Below are 20,655 nucleotides of genomic sequence, written 5' to 3'. Positions count from 1 at the left end.
GGAGGTCGGTGACAGATGTACCACGGAGAACGATTCAACGCCTGGAGCCATTTGCTCGGTGCTGTCGCGGCGTGCATGGGCGCTGTGTGGATGTTGGTGGTGGCGAGCCTGGATGGCAGCCCCTGGAAGATCGTCAGCGTGGCGATTTATGGCTTTACGCTGATCGTGCTGTACAGCGCCTCGACGGTGTACCACAGCGTGCGGGGGCGGCGAAAAGAGATCATGCAGAAGGTCGATCACTTTTCGATCTACCTGTTGATCGCCGGCAGCTACACCCCGTTTTGCCTGGTGACGCTGCACGGGCCGTGGGGCTGGACGCTGTTCGGGATTGTGTGGGGGCTGGCGGTGATCGGCATTTTGCAGGAGATCAAGCCGCGCTCCGAGGCGCGGATTCTATCCATCGTAATCTATGCGGTGATGGGCTGGATCGTGCTGGTGGCGGTCAAGCCGCTGCTCGCCGCGCTGGGCACCGCAGGGTTTATCTGGCTGGCGTCGGGCGGGGTGTTGTACACCGTCGGCATCATCTTTTTTGCCTTGGAGGAACGCCTGCGGCACTCCCATGGGATCTGGCATTTGTTTGTGATTGGCGGCAGCCTGCTGCATTTTGTGGCGATCATGCATTACGTGCTTTGAATGTGGGAGGGGGCAAGCCCCCTCCCACATTGGACCCAGGGTGTTCTTAGAGACGTGCCAACAGTTCACAGGCTCGACTGCCGAAAATCTCCAGCAGCTTGGCCAGCATATGCGGCGGTGGCTCGTTGGCGCGGGTCAGGGCGTAGAGGGTGATGGGCAGCGGTGGGGTGAGCGTGCGGATCTGGGTGGTGGCCGTTGAGGCACCCAGCGCGGTGAACGGATCGATCACGGTCAGGCCCGCGCCGGATTCGACCATCGCACGCGCCAGGGAATAGGTTTGCACCGAGATCGTCACCCGTGGCGGCGGGTCGATATTTTCCAGGTAGCTGCCCAGCTTCGCCGCCAGCGGGTCGGCGCTGGACAGGCCGATCAACGGCGCTCCGGCCAGCTCGGCCAACGGCAAGGGCTGATGCCGTTCGGCATCCGGCCAATAGCCTTTGGACGCCAGCGCCACCAGTACACCGTTGGCCAGCACTTGGGTAGTCAGCCCGGGATGGCCGGAGAAGTTGAGCGTCAGCGCCAGGTCGATCTCGCGCATCAACAGCTTTTGCACCAACTCGCGGCTATGGTCGCTGGACAGTTCGCAGGCCATGTCCGGGTAATCGCGCGTCCATTCCAGAATTGCCGGTGGCAGCAGGGACAGGGCCAGCGCCGGGATTGCGCCAATCCGTATGCTTTGTCCCGGCATGTGGCGCAAACTTTTGGCCAGGCGCCGCACGCCTTGCAGGCTTGCGGTGACTTTCTCGACTTCACTCTCCAGCGCCAGCGCTTCCGGCGTGGGCTGCAATTTGCCGCGCACGCGCAGGAACAGCGCAAAGCCCAACTGCAATTCGGCGTGCTGCAACACCTTGGTCACCGCCGGTTGCGAGACATGCAACAACTGCGCGGCGGCGCTGATGGAGCCGGTCTGGCGGATGGCCTGGAAGATTTCGATATGACGCAAGCGCATGGCAAGTCCATAACCTTTGTTTATAGGTGACCCATCTTTATTCATTGTCGGTGGCCTGTCACCTGCCCCTAGGCTTGAGGCCTCTTGATTCAGCGGCGGGCGGCGGGAATGGTGCACATCATTGGGGGTGGGGTGATTGGTCTGGCGAGCGCGTATGCGCTGGTGCGTGCGGGCCACGAGGTGACGGTGATCGACGCGCGCGAGACCCTGGGCAGTGAAACCAGCTTTGCCAATGGCGGGCAGTTGTCCTATCGCTACGTGGCGCCGCTGGCCGATGCCGGCGTGCCGCTTCAGGCCATCGGTTGGCTGTTGCGCGGTGACTCGCCGTTAAAGCTGCGCCCACGCCTCGACCCTCAGCAATGGCGCTGGATGGCCGCGTTCCTCGGTGCATGCCGTAGCTCGGTGAACACACGCAATGCCGCCCACCTGCTGCGACTTGCCTCCCTGAGCCAGCACACGTTGCAGCAATGGCGCGAGGATGATCACCTGGACGGCTTCGATTGGCGGCGCAACGGCAAACTGGTCACCTTCCGCAACGCCAGCTCATTTGCGCATGCTCGCAGCAAGGTCACCGATATCCTTCAACAGCAGGTGCTGTCGGCCGCCGATTGCGCACGCCTGGAGCCGGCGCTGGCGGGCGGTGGTTTTGTCGGCGGGATCTACACGCCGAATGAGGAGGTGGCTGATTGTCATGCTTTCTGCCAGCGCTTGGCGGCGCGGCTTGAAGCGTCCGGGCGCTGCCGCTTTTTGCTGGGGCGCAAGGTCACCGGCATTCGCCACGCTGACGGTGCGGTGCAGGCTATCGAATTGGGCGCTGAGGTGGTGCCGGTCGAGCATCTGGTACTGGCGGCCGGTTATCGCAGCGCCGAGTTGGGTGTGCCGCTGCCGCTTTACCCGCTCAAGGGTTACAGCCTCAGTGTGCCGATTGGCGCGCAGCACCAGGCGCCGAACGTGAGCATTACCGACTACGACCGCAAGATCGTCTATGCGCGCATCGGCGAACAACTGCGGGTGGCGGCCATGGTGGATATCGTCGGCTTCGACGCCAGCCTTGAACCCAAGCGCCTGGCGCTGATGAAACGCCAGGCACTGGAGACATTTGCGCAGGCTGGCGATTACGCCCATGCGTTGGAGTGGGCGGGTATGCGCCCGGCCACCCCCACTGGCGTGCCGCTGATTGGTGCCAGTGTGTATCGCAACCTGTGGCTGAACCTGGGCCACGGCGCCCTTGGTTTTACCCTGGCCTGCGGCAGCGGCCAGTTGCTGGCTGAGTTGATCGGGCAACACGCGCCTTCCATTGATATGCAGGGCCTTGCGCCCCGCGCCGCATGAGGATGTATGGATGACCATCACCCGAATCTGCAGCAATGAGCGCCTCTCGGGCGCAGTGACCTTCAAGGACCTGGTTTTCCTCTCGGGCCAAGTGCCCGGTGATGGCCAGGACGTGGCGACACAAACCCAGGAGGTGCTGACCAGGATCGATGCGCTGCTGGCCCAGGCGGGCAGCGATAAGGATCATCTGCTCAACGCAACGATCTATTTGAAAGATATCGGCAGCGGTTTTGCACCGATGAACGAGGTGTGGTCCGCCTGGCTTTCACCGGGCATGGCGCCGACGCGCACGACCCTTCAAGCGGAACTGGCGCGGCCGAGTGTGCTGGTGGAAATCAGCGTGATTGCTGTACGTAAATAATCGAAAAACCAACGGAGAATAACAATGAAAAAAATCCTGTTGACCGGCTGCACCCTGGCGCTTTTGCTGGGCGCACAAGCCCATGCGAACCAAGCGCCGTTGGACGGCACGCTGGGCAAGATCGCTAACGCCAAGTCCATCACATTGGGCTATCGCGATGCGTCGGTGCCGTTTTCCTACGTGGGGGATAACAGTGGCAAACCCATGGGTTACTCGGTGGAGCTGGCAGATAAGATCGTCGAGCGCATCCAGCAGAAAATCGGGGTGGGCACGCTCAATGTGAAGTACAACTTAGTGACCTCCCAAACCCGTATCCCGCTGGTGCAAAACGGCACTGTCGACCTGGAATGCGGTTCTACCGGGGTGACCGCCGAACGGCAGAAGCAGGTGGCGTTTTCCTACGGGTTTATCTACGTGAAGGGGCAATTGCTGACGGCCAGGGACAGTGGTATCCAAGGCTTTGCTGATCTTGCGGGCAAGAACGTGGTGACCACCGCGGGTACCACCAACGAGCGTTTCCTCAAAAGCTACAACGCCGAGCACAAGGCCAATATGTTCGTGATCAGCGCCAAGGACCATGGCGAAGCCTTCAAGATGCTCGAGACCGGCCGTGCAGCGGCGTTCTATATGGATGACGCGTTGCTTTACGGCGAGCGCGCCAAGGCCAAGGATCCGCACAATTGGGTGGTGGTGGGGGAGGAGCAGTCGCGGGAAATCTACAGCTGCATGGTGCGCAAGGACGATCCGCAGTTTCTTGCGGTAGTCAACGAGACACTTGGCGACCTTTATCGCAGTGGGGAGATCAACGGGATTTACCGGCGCTGGTTTGAGTCACCCATTCCGCCCAAGGGCCTGAACCTGGAATTCCCGATGACCAGTGAGTTGAAAGCGATTATCGCCAAGCCGGTCAGCGACCCGGTGGAGTAAGAAGTGCTACCCAAGATCGTTCCCACGCTCCGTGTGGGAATGCATCCCTGGACGCTCCGCGTCCGCATTTAACGTCGTAACGCAGAGCGTTACAGGCGGCATTCCCACGCAGAGCGTGGGAACGATCACTGGGAGTGTTAGAAGTCGCCCCACAGTTGCTGAGCCACGGCCAGCGCCACCACCGGGGCGGTTTCAGTGCGCAGAACCCGTGGGCCGAGGCGGGCGGCGTGGAAGCCGGCGCCTTGGGCGGTGTCGACTTCGCCGTCGGTCAAACCGCCTTCAGGGCCGATCAGAAAGGCCAGGTTTGAAGGCTTGGCATGGCTGACCATCGGCTCGGCCACCGGGTGCAGCACCAGCTTCAAATCCGCCTCGGTCTGTTTCAACCAGTCCGCCAGCAACAGCGGCGGGTGAATCACCGGCACCGTTGAACGCCCGCATTGCTCACAGGCGCTGATCGCCACCTGGCGCCAGTGCAGCAGGCGTTTGTCGGCGCGTTCGTCCTTGAGGCGCACTTCGCAGCGCTCGCTGAAAATCGGGGTGATGGCGTTGACCCCCAGTTCGGTGGCTTTCTGGATCGCCCAGTCCATGCGTTCGCCTCGGGAAAGGCCTTGCCCCAGGTGGATGTGCAGCGGCGATTCGGCCTGGCCGTTGAAGCGTTGCGTCAGTTGCACGGTGACGCGTTTTTTACCGACTTCCAGCAGGGTGCCGAGAAACTCCTGGCAGGAGCCGTCGAACAGTTGCACGGCGTCGCCTTCGACCATGCGCAACACACGGCTGATGTAATGCGCCTGGGCTTCGGGCAGCTCAAGGTCGCCGAGGCTCAGCGGGGTGTCGGTGAAAAAGCGGGACAGTCTCATGTCTGTTCTCTGGAAAAATTATGCATACACACGTTCTGTCTTTCTGTAGGAGCGAGCTTGCTCGCGAAAAACGTATACCCGACGCCGTAATGTGCCTGGAATACCTTCGCGAGCAAGCTCGCTCCTATAGGGATTTTGGACACTATCCCGGATCACGGAAACTTGGGTGAAAATCCTTCGGCACGGCAACGCTGACCTTGCTGTTGGTGGCGATATCGATGCCTTCACTCGCAACCTCGGCAAGGAAATCAATCTGTTCCGGCGTAATCACATACGGCGGCAGGAAATACACCACGCTGCCCAGCGGTCGCAACAACGCGCCACGCTCCAGGGCATGCTCGAACACCTTCAGGCCTCGGCGTTCCTGCCAGGGGTAGGGGGTCTTCGTCGCTTTGTCCTGCACCATCTCGATGGCCAGCACCATGCCGGTCTGGCGCACTTCCGACACGTGCGGGTGGTCCACCAGATGGGCCGTGGCGCTGCCCATGCGCTGGGCCAGGGCCTTGTTGTTTTCGATCACGTTGTCTTCTTCGAAGATATCCAGGGTCGCCAACGCTGCCGCGCACGCCAGCGGGTTGCCGGTGTAGCTGTGGGAGTGCAGGAAGGCGCGCAGGGTCGGGTAGTCGTCGTAGAAGGCGTCGTACACGTCATCGGTGGTGACCACGGCGGCCAGCGGCAGGTAGCCGCCGGTCAGGGCCTTGGACAGGCACAGGAAGTCCGGGCGGATGCCGGCCTGTTCGCAGGCGAACATGCTGCCGGTGCGACCAAAGCCCACGGCGATTTCGTCGTGGATCAGGTGCACGCCATAACGGTCGCAGGCTTCGCGCAGCAGTTTGAGGTACACCGGGTGATACATGCGCATGCCACCGGCGCCCTGGATCAACGGCTCGACGATCACGGCAGCGACGCTGTCGTGGTGTTCGGCCAGGGTCTGTTCCATCGCCAGGAACATCGTGCGCGAGTGTTCTTCCCAGCTCATGCCCTCGGGGCGCAGGTAGCAGTCGGGGCTCGGCACCTTGAGGGTGTCGAGCAGCAGCGCCTTGTAGGTTTCGGTGAACAGCGGCACGTCACCCACCGACATCGCGGCGATGGTTTCGCCGTGGTAGCTGTTGGTCAGGGTGACGAAGCGCTTTTTGTTCGGCAGGCCACGGTTGAGCCAGTAGTGGAAGCTCATCTTCAGCGCGACTTCGATGCACGACGAGCCATTGTCGGCGTAGAAGCAGCGGGTCAGGCCTGCGGGCGTCATGGCCACCAGGCGTTCGGACAGCTCGATCACCGGCTGGTGGCTGAAACCGGCGAGGATCACATGCTCCAGCTGGTCGACCTGGTCCTTGATGCGCTGGTTGATGCGCGGGTTGGCGTGGCCGAACACGTTGACCCACCAGGAACTGACGGCATCGAGGTAGCGCTTGCCTTCGAAGTCTTCCAGCCATACGCCTTCACCGCGCTTGATCGGCACAACGGGCAGTTGCTGGTGGTCTTTCATCTGGGTGCAGGGATGCCACAGCACCGCGAGGTCGCGTTGCATCCACTGGTTATTCAAGCCCATCGGTCATCTCCTCGAAGCGGTCCTGCAACCTGTGCAGGCGAAACAATCGCGCAAGCCTATGCAATGGTGGCGTGGGTCACAAGCCATTGTGGGGAAATTCGCGGTAAATGCAGGACGGTCTGTCACGTTTGTTGGGAATAGTCTTAATCCCTTGTTAATTTATGATGCATAGCCTTCAGATCGTATTTCTCGATATTTCAAAGCGAAATTTTCCGCTTTAATTCGATAGGTAAAACGCTAGTCTTGGGCACAGTTCTTACGGGATTAAGTACATGCAGCTACGCAACTCACCGGCCCGCTATGGCTGGGTCAGCATGGTTTTGCACTGGGGCGTGGCCCTGGTGGTGTTTGGAATGTTCGCCCTGGGCCTGTGGATGGTCGGCCTCGATTACTACAGCGCCTGGCGCAAAGACGCGCCGGACCTGCACAAGAGCATTGGCATCACGCTGTTCGCCATCATGCTGGTACGCATTGTCTGGCGCCTGGTCAGCCCGCCGCCGCCGCCGTTGGCCAGCTACAGTCGCCTGACCCGCATCGGCGCCGCGTTTGGTCACGCGTTCCTGTATCTCGGGTTGTTTGCCGTGATGATTGCCGGTTACCTGATTTCCACCGCAGACGGTGTCGGTATTCCGGTGTTTGGCCTGTTTGAAATTCCTGCCGTGGTTTCCGGTCTACCGGACCAGGCAGATACCGCCGGCTGGGTGCATTTGTACCTGGCCTGGGTGCTGGTGGTGTTCGCCGGCTTGCACGGCGTGGCGGCACTGAAACACCATTTTATCGATCGTGATGCGACCCTGACGCGAATGCTGGGGCGCAAAGCCTGATGTTCAACCTCGACTCACAAGGAATAGAAAACATGTTGAAGAAGACACTCGCCGCTTTGGCAATCGGTACCGCCCTGCTGTCCGCCGGCCAGGTAATGGCTGCTGACTACAAGATCGACAAGGAAGGCCAGCACGCCTTCATCGATTGGAAAATCAGCCACCTGGGCTACAGCTACATTTACGGTACCTTCAAGGACTGGGATGGCACTTTCAGCTGGGACGCAGCCAAGCCTGAAGCCAGCAAAATCGCCGTCGACGTGAAAACCGCCAGCCTGTGGTCCAACCACGCTGAACGTGACAAGCACATCGCCAGCAAAGACTTCATCGACGTGGCCAAGTTTGCCGACGCCAAGTTCGTGTCCACCGCCGTTAAACCCACCGGCGAAAAGACCGCTGACGTGACCGGCGACCTGACCTTCCACGGCGTGACCAAGCCGGTGACCTTCAAGGCCACCTTCAACGGTGAAGGCAAGGATCCATGGGGCGGCGAACGTGCCGGCTTCAACGCCAAGACCACGATCGACCTGAACGACTTCGGCGTGAAAGGCCCAGGCCCGACTTCGCAGACTGTCGACCTGGACATCACGCTGGAAGGCGTGAAGCAGAAGTAATGCTTGGTATGTAGGAGCGAGCTTGCTCGCGAAAACGTCAACGATGACGCGTGAAACCTGGATGTACGCGGTGTCTGTGAGTTCTTCGCGAGCAAGCTCGCTCCTACAGTTTAAAAGCAAAAAAATGCCCCGTCTCGAAAGAGGCGGGGCATTTTTTATGGCGCTTTGAAACTCAGCGGTTGCGGGTCAGCAGCGCTGGTTTCTCACCACGAGGACGGCCAGGCAATTGATCCAACTGCTCGGGTGTCGGGAAGCGATCCGCTTTCGACTCCTTGTGGATAATTTTCGGCGCCGGGCCGCCACGCGGGTTTTGCACTGCTGGCTCGGACGAACGTGGCTGCTCGTCACGGGCCGGGCGGCGGTTGTTGCTGCGCGAGTCTTCGCGACGGGCCTGACCGTCACGCGGTGCACCGTTACGCGGGCCGCTGCGCTTGGCCGGCGGCGTACCGGTGGTGCCGCCGCTGCTGTTGCGTGGGCCATTCTGACGAGCGCCCTGTGGCTGGCCGCCACGTGGAGCGGCTGCGCCTGCGCCTTGTGCCGGTGCACCTGGGCGACGGCCGCGACCCTGTGCAGGCTTGGCCTGTGGCACGTAGTCGACGCGGTTACCGAAGTTATCCACATCGTCGTCGAGGAATTCGTCCGGAGCACGATCGGCGGCAGCACGTGGCGGCTGGCTCGGCTGGCGCTGTTCGCGGGCCGGGGTGCCTTCACGTGGCTTCTGCTCGCGGGCCGGGCGTTCGCCACGGCTGCTGGTCGCGGTTTTTTCCTTGCCCTTGTCCTTGCCCTTGTCGCGACGACCACCGCCACCACCGCCGCCGTTCGGGCCATCGCCCTTCGGACCACGTGGGTTGCGTGGGTTACGCACGTCCGGACGCTCGCGCGCTTCTGGCTTTTCGGCCTCCACGGTGCTGGCATCGAAGCCCATCAGGTCGCCGTCGGCGATTTTCTGCTTGGTCATGCGCTCGATGCTTTTGAGCAGTTTTTCTTCGTCCGGCGCGACCAGGGAAATGGCCTCGCCCGAACGACCGGCACGGCCTGTGCGGCCGATACGGTGCACGTAGTCTTCATCGACGTTGGGCAGCTCGAAGTTGACCACGTGCGGCAGTTGGTCGATGTCCAGGCCGCGGGCGGCGATATCGGTGGCGACCAGGATGCGTACGGAACCGGCCTTGAAGTCAGCCAGGGCCTTGGTGCGTGCGTTCTGGCTCTTGTTACCGTGGATGGCAACGGCGGTGAGGCCATGCTTGTCCAGGTACTCGGCCAGGCGGTTGGCGCCGTGCTTGGTGCGGGTGAACACCAGCACCTGTTCCCACGCGCCGTGGGTGATCAGGTGCGCCAGCAGCGAGCGCTTGTGGCTGGCGGCCAGGCGGAAGACCCGTTGTTCGATACGCTCGACCGTGGTGTTGGGCGGCGTGACTTCGATGCGCTCCGGGTTGTGCAGCAACTTGCCGGCCAGGGCAGTGATGTCCTGGGAGAACGTTGCCGAGAACAGCAGGTTCTGACGTTTGGCCGGCAGGCGGGCGAGCACTTTTTTCACGTCATGGACAAAGCCCATGTCGAGCATGCGGTCGGCTTCGTCCAGCACGAGGATTTCCACGTGGGACAAATCGACGCTGCCCTGGCCGCACAGGTCGAGCAAACGACCCGGGCATGCCACCAGCACGTCGACACCACGGGACATGGCCTGAACCTGAGGGTTCATGCCGACGCCGCCGAAGATGCAGGCGCTGACGAACTTCAAGTCGCGGGCATACAGCTTGAAGCTGTCGTGCACTTGGGCGGCGAGTTCGCGGGTGGGGGTCAGGACCAGTACGCGCGGTTGGCGCGGGCCGTGACGCTGGGATTTGTCCGGGTGACCGTTGGGGAACAACCGCTCCAGAATCGGGAGGGCGAAACCACCGGTTTTACCGGTACCTGTCTGCGCCGCAACCATCAGGTCGCGACCTTGCAACACGGCGGGAATGGCCCGCTGTTGCACCGGAGTAGGCTCGGTATAGCCCGCTGCCTCGATGGCGCGGACTAAAGCCTCGGAGAGACCGAGGGAAGCAAAGGACATGAGTAATCCTGTTTTAGTTAGGGCTTGGCCCAAAGGGATAATCTTGCCGGGCGTGAATGGCGCTTAGGGGAGCGTAATCCCGTCCGGTCCTGCTGTGTCTGGCGGGCACTCCACCGGCTCGCGCGGGCTGCAAAGCTGCGCTGTAGCGGGGTTGGGTGCCTTTTTCAAGACCCGAGCGGCCGGGCGTAAGCCTGGCGGAAAGGCCGGAGTATAACAGAGCAATCACTGCGCGCTGCTTTCCTGCTGCTCAACGGTGTAATCGAACGCGTTGATCGGGGTCGTTTGTGCCTGGATACCGCCGTATTTGGCGCTCAACGCGGCATAGGCCGGCTCTTGCTTGAAGCGCCTGAGCTCGGCGGCGAAGCGCTGGACCAGCAAATCCATGCCCGCGCCACGGCGTACGGCAAGAAACTGCGGCTGGCGGCTGACCACCACGGACGCCTGGCTGACCTTGCCCTCCAGGCCCAATTGTTTGATCAAGTGCTGCCCCACGCGACGGTCAGTGACCACCATGTCGATGCGCCCCAGCATGAGCTTGCCGAAGTTGGCTTCATGGCTGGGGGCCGGTTCACGCGCGAACGCGTTGGAGGCACTGAATGCCTCGCCATACAGGTAACCGGGCGAGACGCCGACGGTCAGGCCGCGCAGGTCGTCGAGGGTTTCGGCGGGGTGAGGGCGCTCGTTGGCATAGAACAGCACGAACTCGACCGCCGACAACGGTTCGCTGGGGTAGAGCAGCAAGGCGTCGCGCTCGTGGCTGTGGAAAATATCCAGCGCGCCGTCGGCGTGGCCCTGGTCGAGCATGGCCAGGCAACGCTTCCAGGGCAGGAACTGCCATTGCACATCCACACCGAGGCGCTGGAACACGACCACCGTGGTTTCATAGTCCAGGCCACGCATGGTGCCGTTGTCGTCGTAGACGTAGGGCGCCCATGGCTCGGTGACAATGCGCAATTTCTCGCCATGGGCCGCCAGGCTCAGGCAAGTGAAAAGCGCAGCGATCAACAACTTGAAAGTGACGGGCATACCCGGAGGTTACGACGCTCCCGGCATAAAGAGAAGCTCTGGCACGCGCTTTGGCGGGCGGGCTTATTTTGCCGGTGCGTCCATCAGGTGGGCATGGATCGCGGCACGGCGCTCGCCGAGAATCAGGCGCACCACCGGGTTGGCGAACCAGTGTTCGAGCTGGTGCGCGTCAATCGGACGCTGCTGGCGCTCTTCCTGGTTTTGTCGCGCCTTGTCCCACCAAACCGGGCCACAGGCCTGGTCGAACTCGTTTTCGTGTTCATAGCAACCGTAGAGAATCTCGCGGATGAACTGCTGCTGGTGCCTGGGCAACAACAGGGTAATCAGCTTGTACAGCGTGCGCTGCAAACGCGGCGGGCGCGGCAGGTGGGCGGAGACCTGGCGCGTGTCGGCCAGGGCCAGCGCACTGGTGGGCGCGGCGGCGTGCTTGGCGATCCAGGCCTTGACCTTGGCGCGAAACAGCTGCTTGCGGCTCCAGTAATGGTGGATCAGGTCCGGACACTCGCGCACGTTGAGCGTGCGATAGGCGGCGATGGACAGGCAGAACTCTTCCAGGGTGTAGGCGCCCTGGGCATGGGGGAACAGTTCATCCATCAACTCGATGGAACGGTCGAGGATGTGCGCGTCCTGTTGGGTCAGGCCCATCACGCCGGAGTTGAGGGTCATCATGTCGTCATCGGCCACGCCCATGTCGAGCAGGCGCTGGTGAAGCGCGGTGTAGAGAATGCTTTCGTGGTTGTCGCCGTACCGGGTGTAGAAGGCGTTGCACAGCAGCGTGCCCGGCTGCACGCGCTCGAACAAGGCCAGGGGGGAGCGGTGAAAAAACGTGTCGGTGTCGATCAGCAGCGCCACCGGCGATTCCTGCAGCACCTGGCGCAGCACCACGTGCTTGGTGCGAAAGTGATAACCGTGGGGTTCGCTCCAGCGTTTGCGGGTGGCTTCGTCCAGGGGGCGCACGCTTACCGGCAGCAGGCGATAGGGTTCGGGGTTGTCGCTGAATACCTGGATGTCCACGGCCGCATCGGGGTCGTCTTGCAGGAAGGCCAACGCGCTGGCGATGCTGAATACCGCTTCCTGGTGGTAGGTCTCGGCGCCGAAGACCAGGTAGACCAGCTGCGGGCGGGAAGTGGAAGGCACTGTATTCATGGACTGCGGGGTTCCCCTTGGATACCTGAAACGACAACGTAAAACGACAAAGGCCCTCGTCTGAACGAGGGCCTTGGCACCATCGGACAAGCCTTAGCGTGGCAGCTTGAGGTTGTTCCAGACGGCCAGGCTGGGTTCAGCCTGGTTCAGGGTATAGAAGTGCAACCCTGGCGCGCCACCTTGCAACAATTGCTCACACATCTCGGTGATGACCTGCTCACCGAACGCCTGGATGCTTTTGACGTCGTCGCCATAGGCTTCCAGCTGCTTGCGCACCCAGCGTGGGATCTCGGCACCGCAGGCGTCGGAGAAGCGCGCCAGCTTGCTGTAGTTGGTGATCGGCATGATGCCCGGCACGATCGGGATGTTCACCCCCATGGCCTGTACACGTTCGACGAAGTAGAAGTAGCTGTCGGCGTTGAAGAAGTACTGGGTGATCGCACTGTTGGCGCCGGCATTGGCCTTGCGCACGAAGTTCTTGAGATCGTCTTCGAAATTGCGCGCCTGGGGATGCATCTCCGGGTATGCGGCCACTTCGACATGGAAGTGATCGCCGCTTTCTTCGCGGATGAAGCTCACCAGGTCGTTGGCGTAGCGCAGCTCACCGCTGGCCATGCCCATGCCGGACGGCAGGTCGCCACGCAGGGCCACGATGCGCTTGATGCCGCTGGCCTTGTATTGGGTCAGCAGGCCGCGCAGGTCGGCTTTGCTGTCGCCCACGCACGACAAGTGCGGAGCGGCGGGAACGTTGACTTCACTTTCCAGCTGCAGCACGGTATTGATCGTGCGGTCACGGGTCGAACCGCCGGCGCCGTAAGTGCAGGAGAAGAAATCGGGGTTGTAGCTGGCCAGCACCTTGGCGGTGGCCATCAGTTTTTCATGCCCAGCATCGGTCTTGGTCGGGAAGAACTCGAAGCTGTAGCGACGGTCTTGGGACATGGTAATACCCTTTGAAACTCGGAAGCCGACTGTGCAACCCACCTGCACTGTAGGAGCGAGCTTGCTCGCGAAGAACCTGAGAGCGCCGCTGTAAACCAGAAGCGCTGCGTCATCGTTGGCGTTCTTCGCGAGCAAGCTCGCTCCTACAGGTAGAGCAGGTGGAGCTGATTACTTAGTAGCGATAAGCGTGCGGCTTGAACGGACCTTCAACGGTCACGCCGATGTAGTCGGCCTGGGTCTTGGTCAGTTGGGTCACAACGCCGCCGAAACCGCGAACCATTTCCAGGGCCACTTCTTCGTCGAGTTTCTTCGGCAGTACTTCCACGGTCAGGCGCTCGGCTTTCTGGGCGGGCGACAGGTCGGCGTACTTCTGCTGGAACAGGAAGATCTGCGCCAGTACCTGGTTGGCGAACGAGCCATCCATGATGCGGCTTGGGTGACCGGTGGCGTTGCCCAGGTTAACCAGGCGGCCTTCGGCCAGCAGGATCAGGTAGTCATCGTTCTGCGGGTCGAAATCACCGGCGCCGGTACGGTGAACCTTGTGGACCTGCGGCTTCACTTCTTCCCATGCCCAGTGCTTGCGCATGAAAGCGGTGTCGATTTCGTTGTCGAAGTGACCGATGTTGCAGACCACTGCGCGTTTCTTCAGGGCCTTGAGCATGTTCGCGTCACAGACATTGACGTTACCGGTGGTGGTGACGATCAGGTCGATCTTGCCCAGCAGGGCCTTGTCGATGCTCGCTTCGGTACCGTCGTTGATGCCGTCGATGAACGGCGACACCAGTTCGAAACCGTCCATGCAGGCTTGCATGGCGCAGATTGGGTCAACTTCGGACACCTTGACGATCATGCCTTCCTGGCGCAGGGACTGGGACGAACCCTTGCCCACGTCGCCGTAGCCGATGACCAGGGCTTGCTTGCCCGACAGCAGGTGGTCGGTGCCGCGCTTGATGGCATCGTTCAGGCTGTGACGGCAGCCGTACTTGTTGTCGTTCTTGCTCTTGGTCACCGAGTCATTGACGTTGATGGCCGGGATTTTCAGCTCGCCCTTGGCCAGCATGTCCAGCAGACGGTGCACGCCGGTGGTGGTCTCTTCGGTCACGCCGTGGACGCGGTCGAGAATCTGCGGGTACTTCTTGTGCAGCAGCTCGGTCAGGTCGCCGCCGTCGTCTAGGATCATGTTGGCATCCCAAGGCGCGCCATCCTTGAGGATGGTTTGCTCCAGGCACCACTCGTACTCTTCTTCGGTCTCGCCTTTCCAGGCGAATACCGGGATACCGGCGGCGGCGATAGCGGCAGCGGCCTGGTCCTGGGTCGAGAAGATGTTGCACGACGACCAACGCACTTCGGCACCCAGGGCAACCAGGGTTTCGATCAGCACGGCGGTTTGGATGGTCATGTGGATGCAGCCGAGAATCTTCGCGCCCTTGAGCGGCTGCTCAGCGGCGTACTTGCGACGCAGGCCCATCAGGGCTGGCATTTCGGATTCGGCGATAAAGGTTTCGCGACGGCCCCAGGCGGCGAGGGACATGTCGGCGACTTTGTAGTCGGTGAAATCTGCAGGCGTGTTGACAGCGCTCATGAAGAGCCTCCATTCGTAGTGTGCGAATGGGCGCCGTTGTGCGTTTAGTATCCAGCTGCAAGACCAGGCCGGACAACGCCCCATCCGAGCCTGACAGGCCAAGCCTGCTGCAGCGCCCCTCGGACAGGTGGCGGGAGAACGGTATCAACTGAAGATGACCGTTTTGAAACGGGGGCGATTATAGCCGTGTATGCGGCACTTCCCAAGCCTTTCCGTCGGCGGCATGAAGATCGCTCATGGGGGTGATAGCCAATGGCTCATAGAGCTTGGCTCCGGGCTCTGCCATGATGTTACCCATCATTTCGCAAGACGCTTTGGAGTGACCATGAACTTCCACACCCGCAAATGGGTAAAACCCGAAGACCTCAACCCCAACGGCACCCTGTTCGGTGGCAGCCTGCTGCGCTGGATCGACGAAGAAGCGGCTATCTACGCGATCGTGCAATTGGGTAACCAGCGCGTCGTGACCAAGTACATTTCCGAAATCAACTTTGTCAGCGCCTCGCGCCAGGGCGACATCATCGAGCTGGGCATCACCGCCACCGAGTTCGGGCGTACCTCCATCACCCTCACCTGTGAAGTGCGCAACAAGATCACCCGCAAGAGCATCCTGACCGTGGAGAAAATGGTCTTCGTGAACCTCGGTGAAGATGGCCTGCCGGCGCCCCATGGTCGCACTGAAATCAGATACGTGAAGGATCAGTTCAAGGAAGACAGTCTGTCCGAGTGACGACGTAGCGGTGTGATTTGCTTTACCAAATCATTCCGTACGGATCGTCACGAGACGCTTTCATCACTCAGGCTCACACCCTATGGAGAGCCTGTGTATGCAAGTGTTCAGTTCAAGTGCCCGGATTCAGCACTCATTGGATAACGAGGTCAAGTCGGCGGCCACGCCCGGCGCCAAGATGCCTCTGCTGGAGGGGGTGGGCGAGCGCAATGTGACGCTGCTGCGTGATGACCGGGGACGGGTCGAAGTGATTTTGTCGGCGGCGCCAGCCACCAGCCTGGTGCTCAGCGGCGGAGGAGCCAAGGGCATCGCTTTTTCGGGGGTGGTGCAGGCCCTTGAGCAGGCGGGAAAGCTGCAAGGCATCCAATTGGCTTGCGGCTCATCCGCCGGCGCGATTTCGGCGGCGTTGATCGCCAGTGGCTTGGGGGCGGCAGCCTTCGACAGGTTATGCGATAGCATTGATCTGCCGAGCCTGCTCAACAGCACGGATACCGTGACGGCGTGGATGCAGGACGCCAGTAGCACACTCGGCACGCTCATCGGCCGCTTGCCCGGTCCCGTCGGCCATGTGTCTCAGTTATTGGTGACATTGTTGCCGCGCCTGCAAACTGAAGCCTGTCCTCTGGAGGAGATGATCCGAAATGAGTCGCGCCGGTCGCTGCTTGCGCATATCGCGCAAAGCCCTCGGGACACCCGGCCCGCGCAAGTGATGAAGATTGCCGACAAGTTGAGTGCCGGCAGCGCACCGACGTTCGGTGACCTTGAGGTGTTGAACCGGTATATCCCCGCGATCAAGCAGCTGAGTATCACCGGCACCGGTATGTTTGCCGAGCGCCCGCAGTTGGTGGTGTTCAATGCCGATCTGACCCCACAGATGGACATCGCTCGGGCGGCGCATATTTCCGGTTCCTTGCCGGTGGTGTTCAAAAGCCCCGTGGAACAAGGTCATGGCTTTCAGGCCTCAGGTGAAATCACCGCGTTCAAGGACGGTGGCTTATTGCTCAATACCCCGGCGCCGGGTGTGGTGCACAGGTCATTTCCCGATAGTCCCTTGAACAAGCCTGAAGCGTTGATCGTCAAGTTTGAGCCCAGCACCAGCGAGACACCGGCGCGAAGCGGCAGCTTTCTCAGCAGTGTGGCCGATCGCGTCACCGGTGTTGCGCATTCGGCCGCTGAAGCCTTCCAGGAGAAAAAGCTCGAAGCGTTTGCCGATCAAGTCGTCACACTGCCGCTGAAGACCGAAGAAGGTGATTTTCGCGGCCTGCTCGGCGGCACCGTCAACTTCATTATGCAGGATGAGCACAAGCAACATTTGCAGGCCAAGGCGCGTCAAGCGGTGGAGATGCATTTGGAGCGCCGCTCCACAGCCCTTGAGCATCATGGGTTTCAAAGCCTGCATGACGCCGTGCTGGCCATGGATGATCGACTGCTCGCCAGCGTTCAGTCGGCGCTGCAAAAAGACGCGGACGCTGCGGATGTACTGACGTTCAGAAGCAACGCGCAGCAGGCGTTGCAAGCCTTGGATCAGGCGATCACCGAAGCGAATCAGGCCCACGATACGTTGATGTTTACGCCGCAAATCTCATCAGCGCTGCGCAACCTGGATGCCCTTGTACAACGGCCTGAGCAAATCGACTGGTTGGCAGGGCGACTCAATGGCGCCGATCAGCGCAACTTTCAGCAATTGCTGCAAATGGCGGCCAGGCAGGTCGCAGGCAGTGCGCCGCCGGTGTCCAAAGTCCTGGTCGGCGCTGTCGACCAGATGGGTGTGCGCGATATTGCGATCAAGGCAGACAACTTCACACGGGAGGTGATCTACCCTTCGTTGTTTCGGCCCGGCCAACCCGAGGCCAATGTCGAACTGCTCCATCTTACGGCTCAAGACTTGGGGTGGGCTACCACGCCCAACGAGTTCAATCGTGTGCTCGACACCCTCGGCGAGCGCTATAGCGCACGTAATAAACCATGGGATAAAGCGTCCGGTTCGACCACGGTGCAAATGGCCAGGGCGTGGAGGATTCCGGTTTAGTTGCGGGGCCACTGAACAGGTACGGTGGCCGCGTGTCGTAGCTACACGCCCCCCTTGGACTCCGGATAATCATGGCCACCGACGAAGCAGGTAAAACCCCCAATCTGTCGCAGGAAGAACAGCAGGACGTAGACGAAAACCAGCCGCCCCGCGCGGCGGTGCTGCACGAAATCATCCGTACCCAGGGCGACCAGGAACTGGAGCGCAGCGTCGCGGCGTTGTGGTGGTCTGCGCTGGCTGCCGGCCTGACCATGGGCCTGTCGCTGATGGCCATGGGATTGCTCAATTCGCGCCTGCCGGACGGCGAAGCGTTCAAGGTCATCGCCAGCTTTGGTTATTGCGCCGGTTTCCTCGCGGTGATCCTTGCGCGCCAGCAACTGTTTACCGAAAACACCCTCACCGCCGTGTTGCCGGTGATGAGCAAGCCGACCCTGGCCAATGCCGGGCGCCTGTTGCGCCTGTGGGCGGTGGTGCTGGTGGGCAACCTGTGTGGCACCCTGCTGGTGGCCTACGTGATGCTGCACCTGCCGATATTCGACACCAAGACCGACATGGCCTTCCTCGAAATCGGGCGCAAGATCATGGAAAACGACGCCGGCCAGATGTTCGCCAAAGGCATCGTCTCCGGCTGGATGATCGCCACCATGGTGTGGATGATTCCGTCGATGGAAAGCGCCAAGATGTGGATCATCATCCTGATCACCTACCTGATGGCGTTGGGCGATTTCACCCACATCGTGGTGGGCTCGGCGGAAGTGTCATACCTGGTGTTTGCCGGTGAACTGTCGTGGCATGACTTCTGGCTGGTATTTGCCGGCCCCACCCTGGCCGGCAATATCATCGGTGGCAGCTTTATCTTTGCATTGATCAGCCATGCACAGATTCGCAGTGAGGGCAGGTTGCCGGGCAAGAAGGCTGCGGACCCGAGGCATCCGCAGCAGGTCGACAAGGATCAGTGATGTTCTTCGGCCGTGGCCTCGGGTTCGCCCCGGGTCACGCGCTTGACCAGTTTGCCGATGCTCAGGCCCTGGAGCAGGATCGACGACAGCACCACGATATACGTGATGCTCAGCAGCAGGTCGCGTTCCGGGCCCAGCGGCAATGCCAGGGCCAGCGCTACCGAGACGCCGCCGCGCAACCCGCCCCAGGTGAGGATGCGGATAGTGCCGCGCGGGACCGTGCGCCAGCGTCGCAGCAGGAGGATCGCCGGGGCCACGGTCAGCAGGCGTGACAGCAGGATCGCCACCGCCAGCAAGCTGGCCGCCAATACGTGCAGCCAGTTGAAGGGCAGCAGCAGCAGTTCCATGCCGATCAGTGCGAACAGCAAGGCGTTGAGCATGTCGTCAAGCAACTCCCAGAAACCATCCAGATAGCGCCGCGTCATGTCGTTCATCGCCAGCTTGCGCCCCAGGTTGCCGATGATCAGGCCGGCCACCACCATCGCAATCGGTGCCGAGACGTGCAACTCGGTGGCCATCGCCGAGCCGCCGATCACCAGCGCCAGGGTCAGCATGACTTCGATCTGGTGTTGTTCGATGCTCTTGATCATCAGGTACACGAGGTAACCGATCAGCCCGCCGAATACCACGCCGCCAATCGCCTCATGGGCGAACAGCATTGCGGTGGCGCCCAGGGTCGGTGTTTCACCCAACTGCGCGATGCCCAGCAGTACGGTAAACACCACCACCGCTGTGCCGTCGTTGAATAGCGATTCGCCGACGATAGTGGTTTTCAGCGGCTTCGACGCATTGGCGGTACGCAGCACACCCAGCACCGCAATCGGGTCGGTGGGGGAGATCAGCGCGCCGAACAACAGGCAATACAGGAAGCTCACGTGCCAGCCGAACAGGGCAAAAATGTAGTACGCCAGGCTGCCGATCACGACGGTGGCGATCAAGACGCCAAAGGTCGCCAACAGTCCGATGGGCCAGCGGTAGCTGCGCAGGTCGCTCAAGTTGACGTGCAACGCGCCGGCGAACAGCAGGAACGAGAGCATCCAGTTCATCAGCAAATCGCCGAAGTCGATCTGGCCGATCAGTTGCTGGATGCGTTCCTCCAGGCCCGGGTAGCCGATGAAACTGAGGCCTTGCAGGAGCAACGAAAACAGCAGCGCAGTGACCATCACGCCGATGGTCGGCGGCAGGCCGATAAAACGGAAGTTCACATAAGTGAGCAGGGTGGTGAGGCAAATGAAGGCGGCAACAAGTTCAAGCATCCGGGGTCCTTGGGGCGGGGACGTAGAGGCGCACAGCGTGCGTCGCGAAGTCGTTTGGTATAAGAAGTCGTTTAGTATAAACAGGTGCAATTACCTGAAAGAACCTTTCGGCCGGTCACGGCTCATAGCTTGTGGGTGGGGCTGATTGGCACATGGGTGATGAAGCTTTGACTGCCTTGATAAATCTTAAAAGGGAATGACTGATGACAGTGGCTTTCTGGTGTGTGTTGATTGCGATATTTCTGCCGTACCTGTGTACGGGTGTGGCCAAGTTCAGTGAGGGCAAGTTTGAGCTGCGGCATAACCGCGACCCGCGCGCGTTTCTGGACACGGTCGGAGGCGTTGCCAAGCGTGCCCACAATGCGCAGCTCAATAGCTTTGAAGTGACCCCGGCCTTTGCGGCGGCGGTGATTATTGCCCATCTGGCCGGTACGGCCGAGTTGGTGACGATCAATGTGTTGGCGGTGCTGTTCATCACCAGCCGCCTGCTGTACATCATTTGCTACCTGGCGGACTGGGCGATGTTGCGTTCGCTGGTGTGGATTGTGGGGATGGCGCTGATTGCGAGTTTCTTCTTTGTTTCGATCTGAAGCCTGACGCGGAATCTTGCGGGAGGGGGCTGGCCGCAATGCCAGTCGGTTAAGCGCAGATCCCTGTGGTAGGGGGCTTGCCCCAATGCCGGTCGGTTGGCGCAGATCCCCTGTGGGAGGGGGCTGGCCCCAATGCCAGTCGGTTGGCGCAGATCCCCTGTGGGAGGGGGCTTGCCCCAATGCCAGTCGGTTAGCGCAGATCCCTTGTGGGAGGGGGCTTGCCCCCGATGGCGGCCTCTGGGCCGACCAGGATGCTGGATCAGACTGAGTACATATCCGTTTCTGCGGTAACGGCTGCT

General features: G+C 61.1%; 19 protein-coding genes, 1 pseudogene and 1 riboswitch. Of the genes and pseudogenes, 10 read left to right on the top strand and 10 right to left on the bottom strand.

The window, feature by feature from the left end; all coding sequences use genetic code 11:
• Positions 1 to 15: 15 nt before the first annotated feature.
• A complete protein-coding gene (locus BFP93_RS00450) occupies positions 16 to 633 on the top strand; it encodes a PAQR family membrane homeostasis protein TrhA (RefSeq protein WP_065891556.1) in 618 nt (205 codons plus the stop codon).
• Positions 634 to 679: 46 nt separating this feature from the next.
• Here the strand turns inward: BFP93_RS00450 and BFP93_RS00445 are convergent, their stop codons facing one another.
• Positions 680 to 1,582, bottom strand: coding sequence for a LysR family transcriptional regulator (locus BFP93_RS00445; RefSeq protein ID WP_065891555.1), 903 nt, complete (start codon positions 1,580 to 1,582; stop codon positions 680 to 682).
• A 108-nt stretch (positions 1,583 to 1,690) separates the two neighbouring features.
• On the opposite strand from BFP93_RS00445, the gene BFP93_RS00440 reads away from it, so the two are divergent.
• The 3 genes from BFP93_RS00440 to BFP93_RS00430 are packed head-to-tail and all read left to right on the top strand — an operon-like array spanning position 1,691 to position 4,202.
• On the top strand, positions 1,691 to 2,914 hold the full coding sequence (locus BFP93_RS00440) for a D-amino acid dehydrogenase (RefSeq protein WP_065891554.1): 1,224 nt from the start codon (positions 1,691 to 1,693) through the stop codon (positions 2,912 to 2,914).
• A 10-nt stretch (positions 2,915 to 2,924) separates the two neighbouring features.
• Positions 2,925 to 3,275, top strand: coding sequence for a RidA family protein (locus BFP93_RS00435; protein ID WP_065891553.1), 351 nt, complete (start codon positions 2,925 to 2,927; stop codon positions 3,273 to 3,275).
• 24 nt (positions 3,276 to 3,299) lie between these two features.
• A complete protein-coding gene (locus BFP93_RS00430; RefSeq protein ID WP_065891552.1) occupies positions 3,300 to 4,202 on the top strand; it encodes a transporter substrate-binding domain-containing protein in 903 nt (300 codons plus the stop codon).
• A gap of 137 nt (positions 4,203 to 4,339) precedes the next feature.
• On the opposite strand, the gene BFP93_RS00425 is transcribed toward BFP93_RS00430, so the two are convergent.
• Positions 4,340 to 5,059 carry a 16S rRNA (uracil(1498)-N(3))-methyltransferase gene (locus BFP93_RS00425; RefSeq protein ID WP_065891551.1) on the bottom strand — a complete coding sequence of 240 codons (720 nt, stop codon included), beginning with the start codon at positions 5,057 to 5,059 and terminating at the stop codon, positions 4,340 to 4,342.
• A 142-nt stretch (positions 5,060 to 5,201) separates the two neighbouring features.
• Positions 5,202 to 6,608 (bottom strand): adenosylmethionine--8-amino-7-oxononanoate transaminase, encoded by a 1,407-nt coding sequence (locus tag BFP93_RS00420; protein ID WP_065891550.1) that lies wholly within the window; start codon positions 6,606 to 6,608, stop codon positions 5,202 to 5,204.
• A gap of 272 nt (positions 6,609 to 6,880) precedes the next feature.
• On the opposite strand from BFP93_RS00420, the gene BFP93_RS00415 reads away from it, so the two are divergent.
• Together BFP93_RS00415 and BFP93_RS00410 are read left to right on the top strand one after the other, a co-directional pair.
• Positions 6,881 to 7,432: a cytochrome b gene (locus BFP93_RS00415; protein WP_065891549.1), complete on the top strand. Its 552-nt coding sequence runs from the start codon at positions 6,881 to 6,883 to the stop codon at positions 7,430 to 7,432.
• A 32-nt stretch (positions 7,433 to 7,464) separates the two neighbouring features.
• The gene (locus BFP93_RS00410) at positions 7,465 to 8,043 is read left to right on the top strand and encodes a YceI family protein (protein ID WP_065885385.1); all 579 of its coding nucleotides are present in this window, start codon (positions 7,465 to 7,467) and stop codon (positions 8,041 to 8,043) included.
• A 172-nt stretch (positions 8,044 to 8,215) separates the two neighbouring features.
• Here BFP93_RS00410 and BFP93_RS00405 read toward each other — a convergent pair whose 3' ends face one another.
• From BFP93_RS00405 to ahcY, 6 genes and pseudogenes are all read right to left on the bottom strand, one after another.
• Positions 8,216 to 10,099 carry a DEAD/DEAH box helicase gene (locus BFP93_RS00405; RefSeq protein ID WP_065885386.1) on the bottom strand — a complete coding sequence of 628 codons (1,884 nt, stop codon included), beginning with the start codon at positions 10,097 to 10,099 and terminating at the stop codon, positions 8,216 to 8,218.
• 222 nt (positions 10,100 to 10,321) lie between these two features.
• On the bottom strand, positions 10,322 to 11,125 hold the full coding sequence (locus tag BFP93_RS00400) for a substrate-binding periplasmic protein (RefSeq protein WP_065891548.1): 804 nt from the start codon (positions 11,123 to 11,125) through the stop codon (positions 10,322 to 10,324).
• 63 nt (positions 11,126 to 11,188) lie between these two features.
• Positions 11,189 to 12,271: a hypothetical protein gene (locus tag BFP93_RS00395; RefSeq protein ID WP_065891547.1), complete on the bottom strand. Its 1,083-nt coding sequence runs from the start codon at positions 12,269 to 12,271 to the stop codon at positions 11,189 to 11,191.
• A gap of 93 nt (positions 12,272 to 12,364) precedes the next feature.
• A complete protein-coding gene (gene metF / locus BFP93_RS00390) occupies positions 12,365 to 13,210 on the bottom strand; it encodes a methylenetetrahydrofolate reductase [NAD(P)H] (protein ID WP_065891546.1) in 846 nt (281 codons plus the stop codon).
• Between the two features lie 45 nt (positions 13,211 to 13,255).
• A pseudogene (locus tag BFP93_RS29515) lies at positions 13,256 to 13,345 on the bottom strand (outer membrane lipoprotein carrier protein LolA); the annotation flags it as partial.
• 37 nt (positions 13,346 to 13,382) lie between these two features.
• A complete protein-coding gene (gene ahcY / locus BFP93_RS00385; protein WP_065885390.1) occupies positions 13,383 to 14,792 on the bottom strand; it encodes an adenosylhomocysteinase in 1,410 nt (469 codons plus the stop codon).
• Positions 14,793 to 14,813: 21 nt separating this feature from the next.
• A riboswitch (S-adenosyl-L-homocysteine riboswitch) is annotated at positions 14,814 to 14,919 on the bottom strand.
• Between the two features lie 198 nt (positions 14,920 to 15,117).
• On the opposite strand from ahcY, the gene BFP93_RS00380 reads away from it, so the two are divergent.
• From BFP93_RS00380 to BFP93_RS00370, 3 genes are all read left to right on the top strand, one after another.
• Positions 15,118 to 15,522, top strand: a complete 405-nt coding sequence (locus BFP93_RS00380; protein WP_065885391.1) for an acyl-CoA thioesterase — start codon at positions 15,118 to 15,120, stop codon at positions 15,520 to 15,522.
• Positions 15,523 to 15,700: 178 nt separating this feature from the next.
• Positions 15,701 to 17,551 (top strand): patatin-like phospholipase family protein, encoded by a 1,851-nt coding sequence (locus BFP93_RS00375; protein WP_370737766.1) that lies wholly within the window; start codon positions 15,701 to 15,703, stop codon positions 17,549 to 17,551.
• Between the two features lie 71 nt (positions 17,552 to 17,622).
• On the top strand, positions 17,623 to 18,510 hold the full coding sequence (locus BFP93_RS00370) for a formate/nitrite transporter family protein (RefSeq protein ID WP_065891544.1): 888 nt from the start codon (positions 17,623 to 17,625) through the stop codon (positions 18,508 to 18,510).
• On the opposite strand, the gene BFP93_RS00365 is transcribed toward BFP93_RS00370, so the two are convergent.
• Entirely contained in the window at positions 18,504 to 19,766 is a 1,263-nt protein-coding gene (locus tag BFP93_RS00365; protein ID WP_065885394.1) for a cation:proton antiporter, read from the bottom strand. The genes BFP93_RS00370 and BFP93_RS00365 overlap by 7 nt on opposite strands.
• A gap of 203 nt (positions 19,767 to 19,969) precedes the next feature.
• Between BFP93_RS00365 and BFP93_RS00360 the strand changes: the two genes are divergently transcribed.
• Positions 19,970 to 20,356 (top strand): MAPEG family protein, encoded by a 387-nt coding sequence (locus tag BFP93_RS00360; RefSeq protein ID WP_065891543.1) that lies wholly within the window; start codon positions 19,970 to 19,972, stop codon positions 20,354 to 20,356.
• Positions 20,357 to 20,655 lie beyond the last annotated feature (299 nt).

This window comes from Pseudomonas sp. 44 R 15, from assembly GCF_900004965.1.
GTDB classification, from domain to species: domain Bacteria; phylum Pseudomonadota; class Gammaproteobacteria; order Pseudomonadales; family Pseudomonadaceae; genus Aquipseudomonas; species Aquipseudomonas orientalis_A.
The sequence above is the reverse complement of the archived record's forward strand: the minus strand, read 5'-3'. Positions and strand labels throughout refer to the sequence as shown.

Coding starts and splice junctions, on each gene's coding strand:
- BFP93_RS00450 (WP_065891556.1), top strand. CDS start 16: ATGTACCACGGAGAACGATTCAACGCCTGGAGCCATTTGCTCGGTGCT.
- BFP93_RS00405 (WP_065885386.1), bottom strand. CDS start 10,099: ATGTCCTTTGCTTCCCTCGGTCTCTCCGAGGCTTTAGTCCGCGCCATC.
- BFP93_RS00440 (WP_065891554.1), top strand. CDS start 1,691: ATGGTGCACATCATTGGGGGTGGGGTGATTGGTCTGGCGAGCGCGTAT.
- BFP93_RS00400 (WP_065891548.1), bottom strand. CDS start 11,125: ATGCCCGTCACTTTCAAGTTGTTGATCGCTGCGCTTTTCACTTGCCTG.
- BFP93_RS00395 (WP_065891547.1), bottom strand. CDS start 12,271: ATGAATACAGTGCCTTCCACTTCCCGCCCGCAGCTGGTCTACCTGGTC.
- BFP93_RS00425 (WP_065891551.1), bottom strand. CDS start 5,059: ATGAGACTGTCCCGCTTTTTCACCGACACCCCGCTGAGCCTCGGCGAC.
- BFP93_RS00360 (WP_065891543.1), top strand. CDS start 19,970: ATGACAGTGGCTTTCTGGTGTGTGTTGATTGCGATATTTCTGCCGTAC.
- BFP93_RS00365 (WP_065885394.1), bottom strand. CDS start 19,766: ATGCTTGAACTTGTTGCCGCCTTCATTTGCCTCACCACCCTGCTCACT.
- BFP93_RS00380 (WP_065885391.1), top strand. CDS start 15,118: ATGAACTTCCACACCCGCAAATGGGTAAAACCCGAAGACCTCAACCCC.
- BFP93_RS00445 (WP_065891555.1), bottom strand. CDS start 1,582: ATGCGCTTGCGTCATATCGAAATCTTCCAGGCCATCCGCCAGACCGGC.
- BFP93_RS00410 (WP_065885385.1), top strand. CDS start 7,465: ATGTTGAAGAAGACACTCGCCGCTTTGGCAATCGGTACCGCCCTGCTG.
- BFP93_RS00435 (WP_065891553.1), top strand. CDS start 2,925: ATGACCATCACCCGAATCTGCAGCAATGAGCGCCTCTCGGGCGCAGTG.
- BFP93_RS00370 (WP_065891544.1), top strand. CDS start 17,623: ATGGCCACCGACGAAGCAGGTAAAACCCCCAATCTGTCGCAGGAAGAA.
- BFP93_RS00430 (WP_065891552.1), top strand. CDS start 3,300: ATGAAAAAAATCCTGTTGACCGGCTGCACCCTGGCGCTTTTGCTGGGC.
- BFP93_RS00415 (WP_065891549.1), top strand. CDS start 6,881: ATGCAGCTACGCAACTCACCGGCCCGCTATGGCTGGGTCAGCATGGTT.
- ahcY (WP_065885390.1), bottom strand. CDS start 14,792: ATGAGCGCTGTCAACACGCCTGCAGATTTCACCGACTACAAAGTCGCC.
- metF (WP_065891546.1), bottom strand. CDS start 13,210: ATGTCCCAAGACCGTCGCTACAGCTTCGAGTTCTTCCCGACCAAGACC.
- BFP93_RS00375 (WP_370737766.1), top strand. CDS start 15,701: ATGCCTCTGCTGGAGGGGGTGGGCGAGCGCAATGTGACGCTGCTGCGT.
- BFP93_RS00420 (WP_065891550.1), bottom strand. CDS start 6,608: ATGGGCTTGAATAACCAGTGGATGCAACGCGACCTCGCGGTGCTGTGG.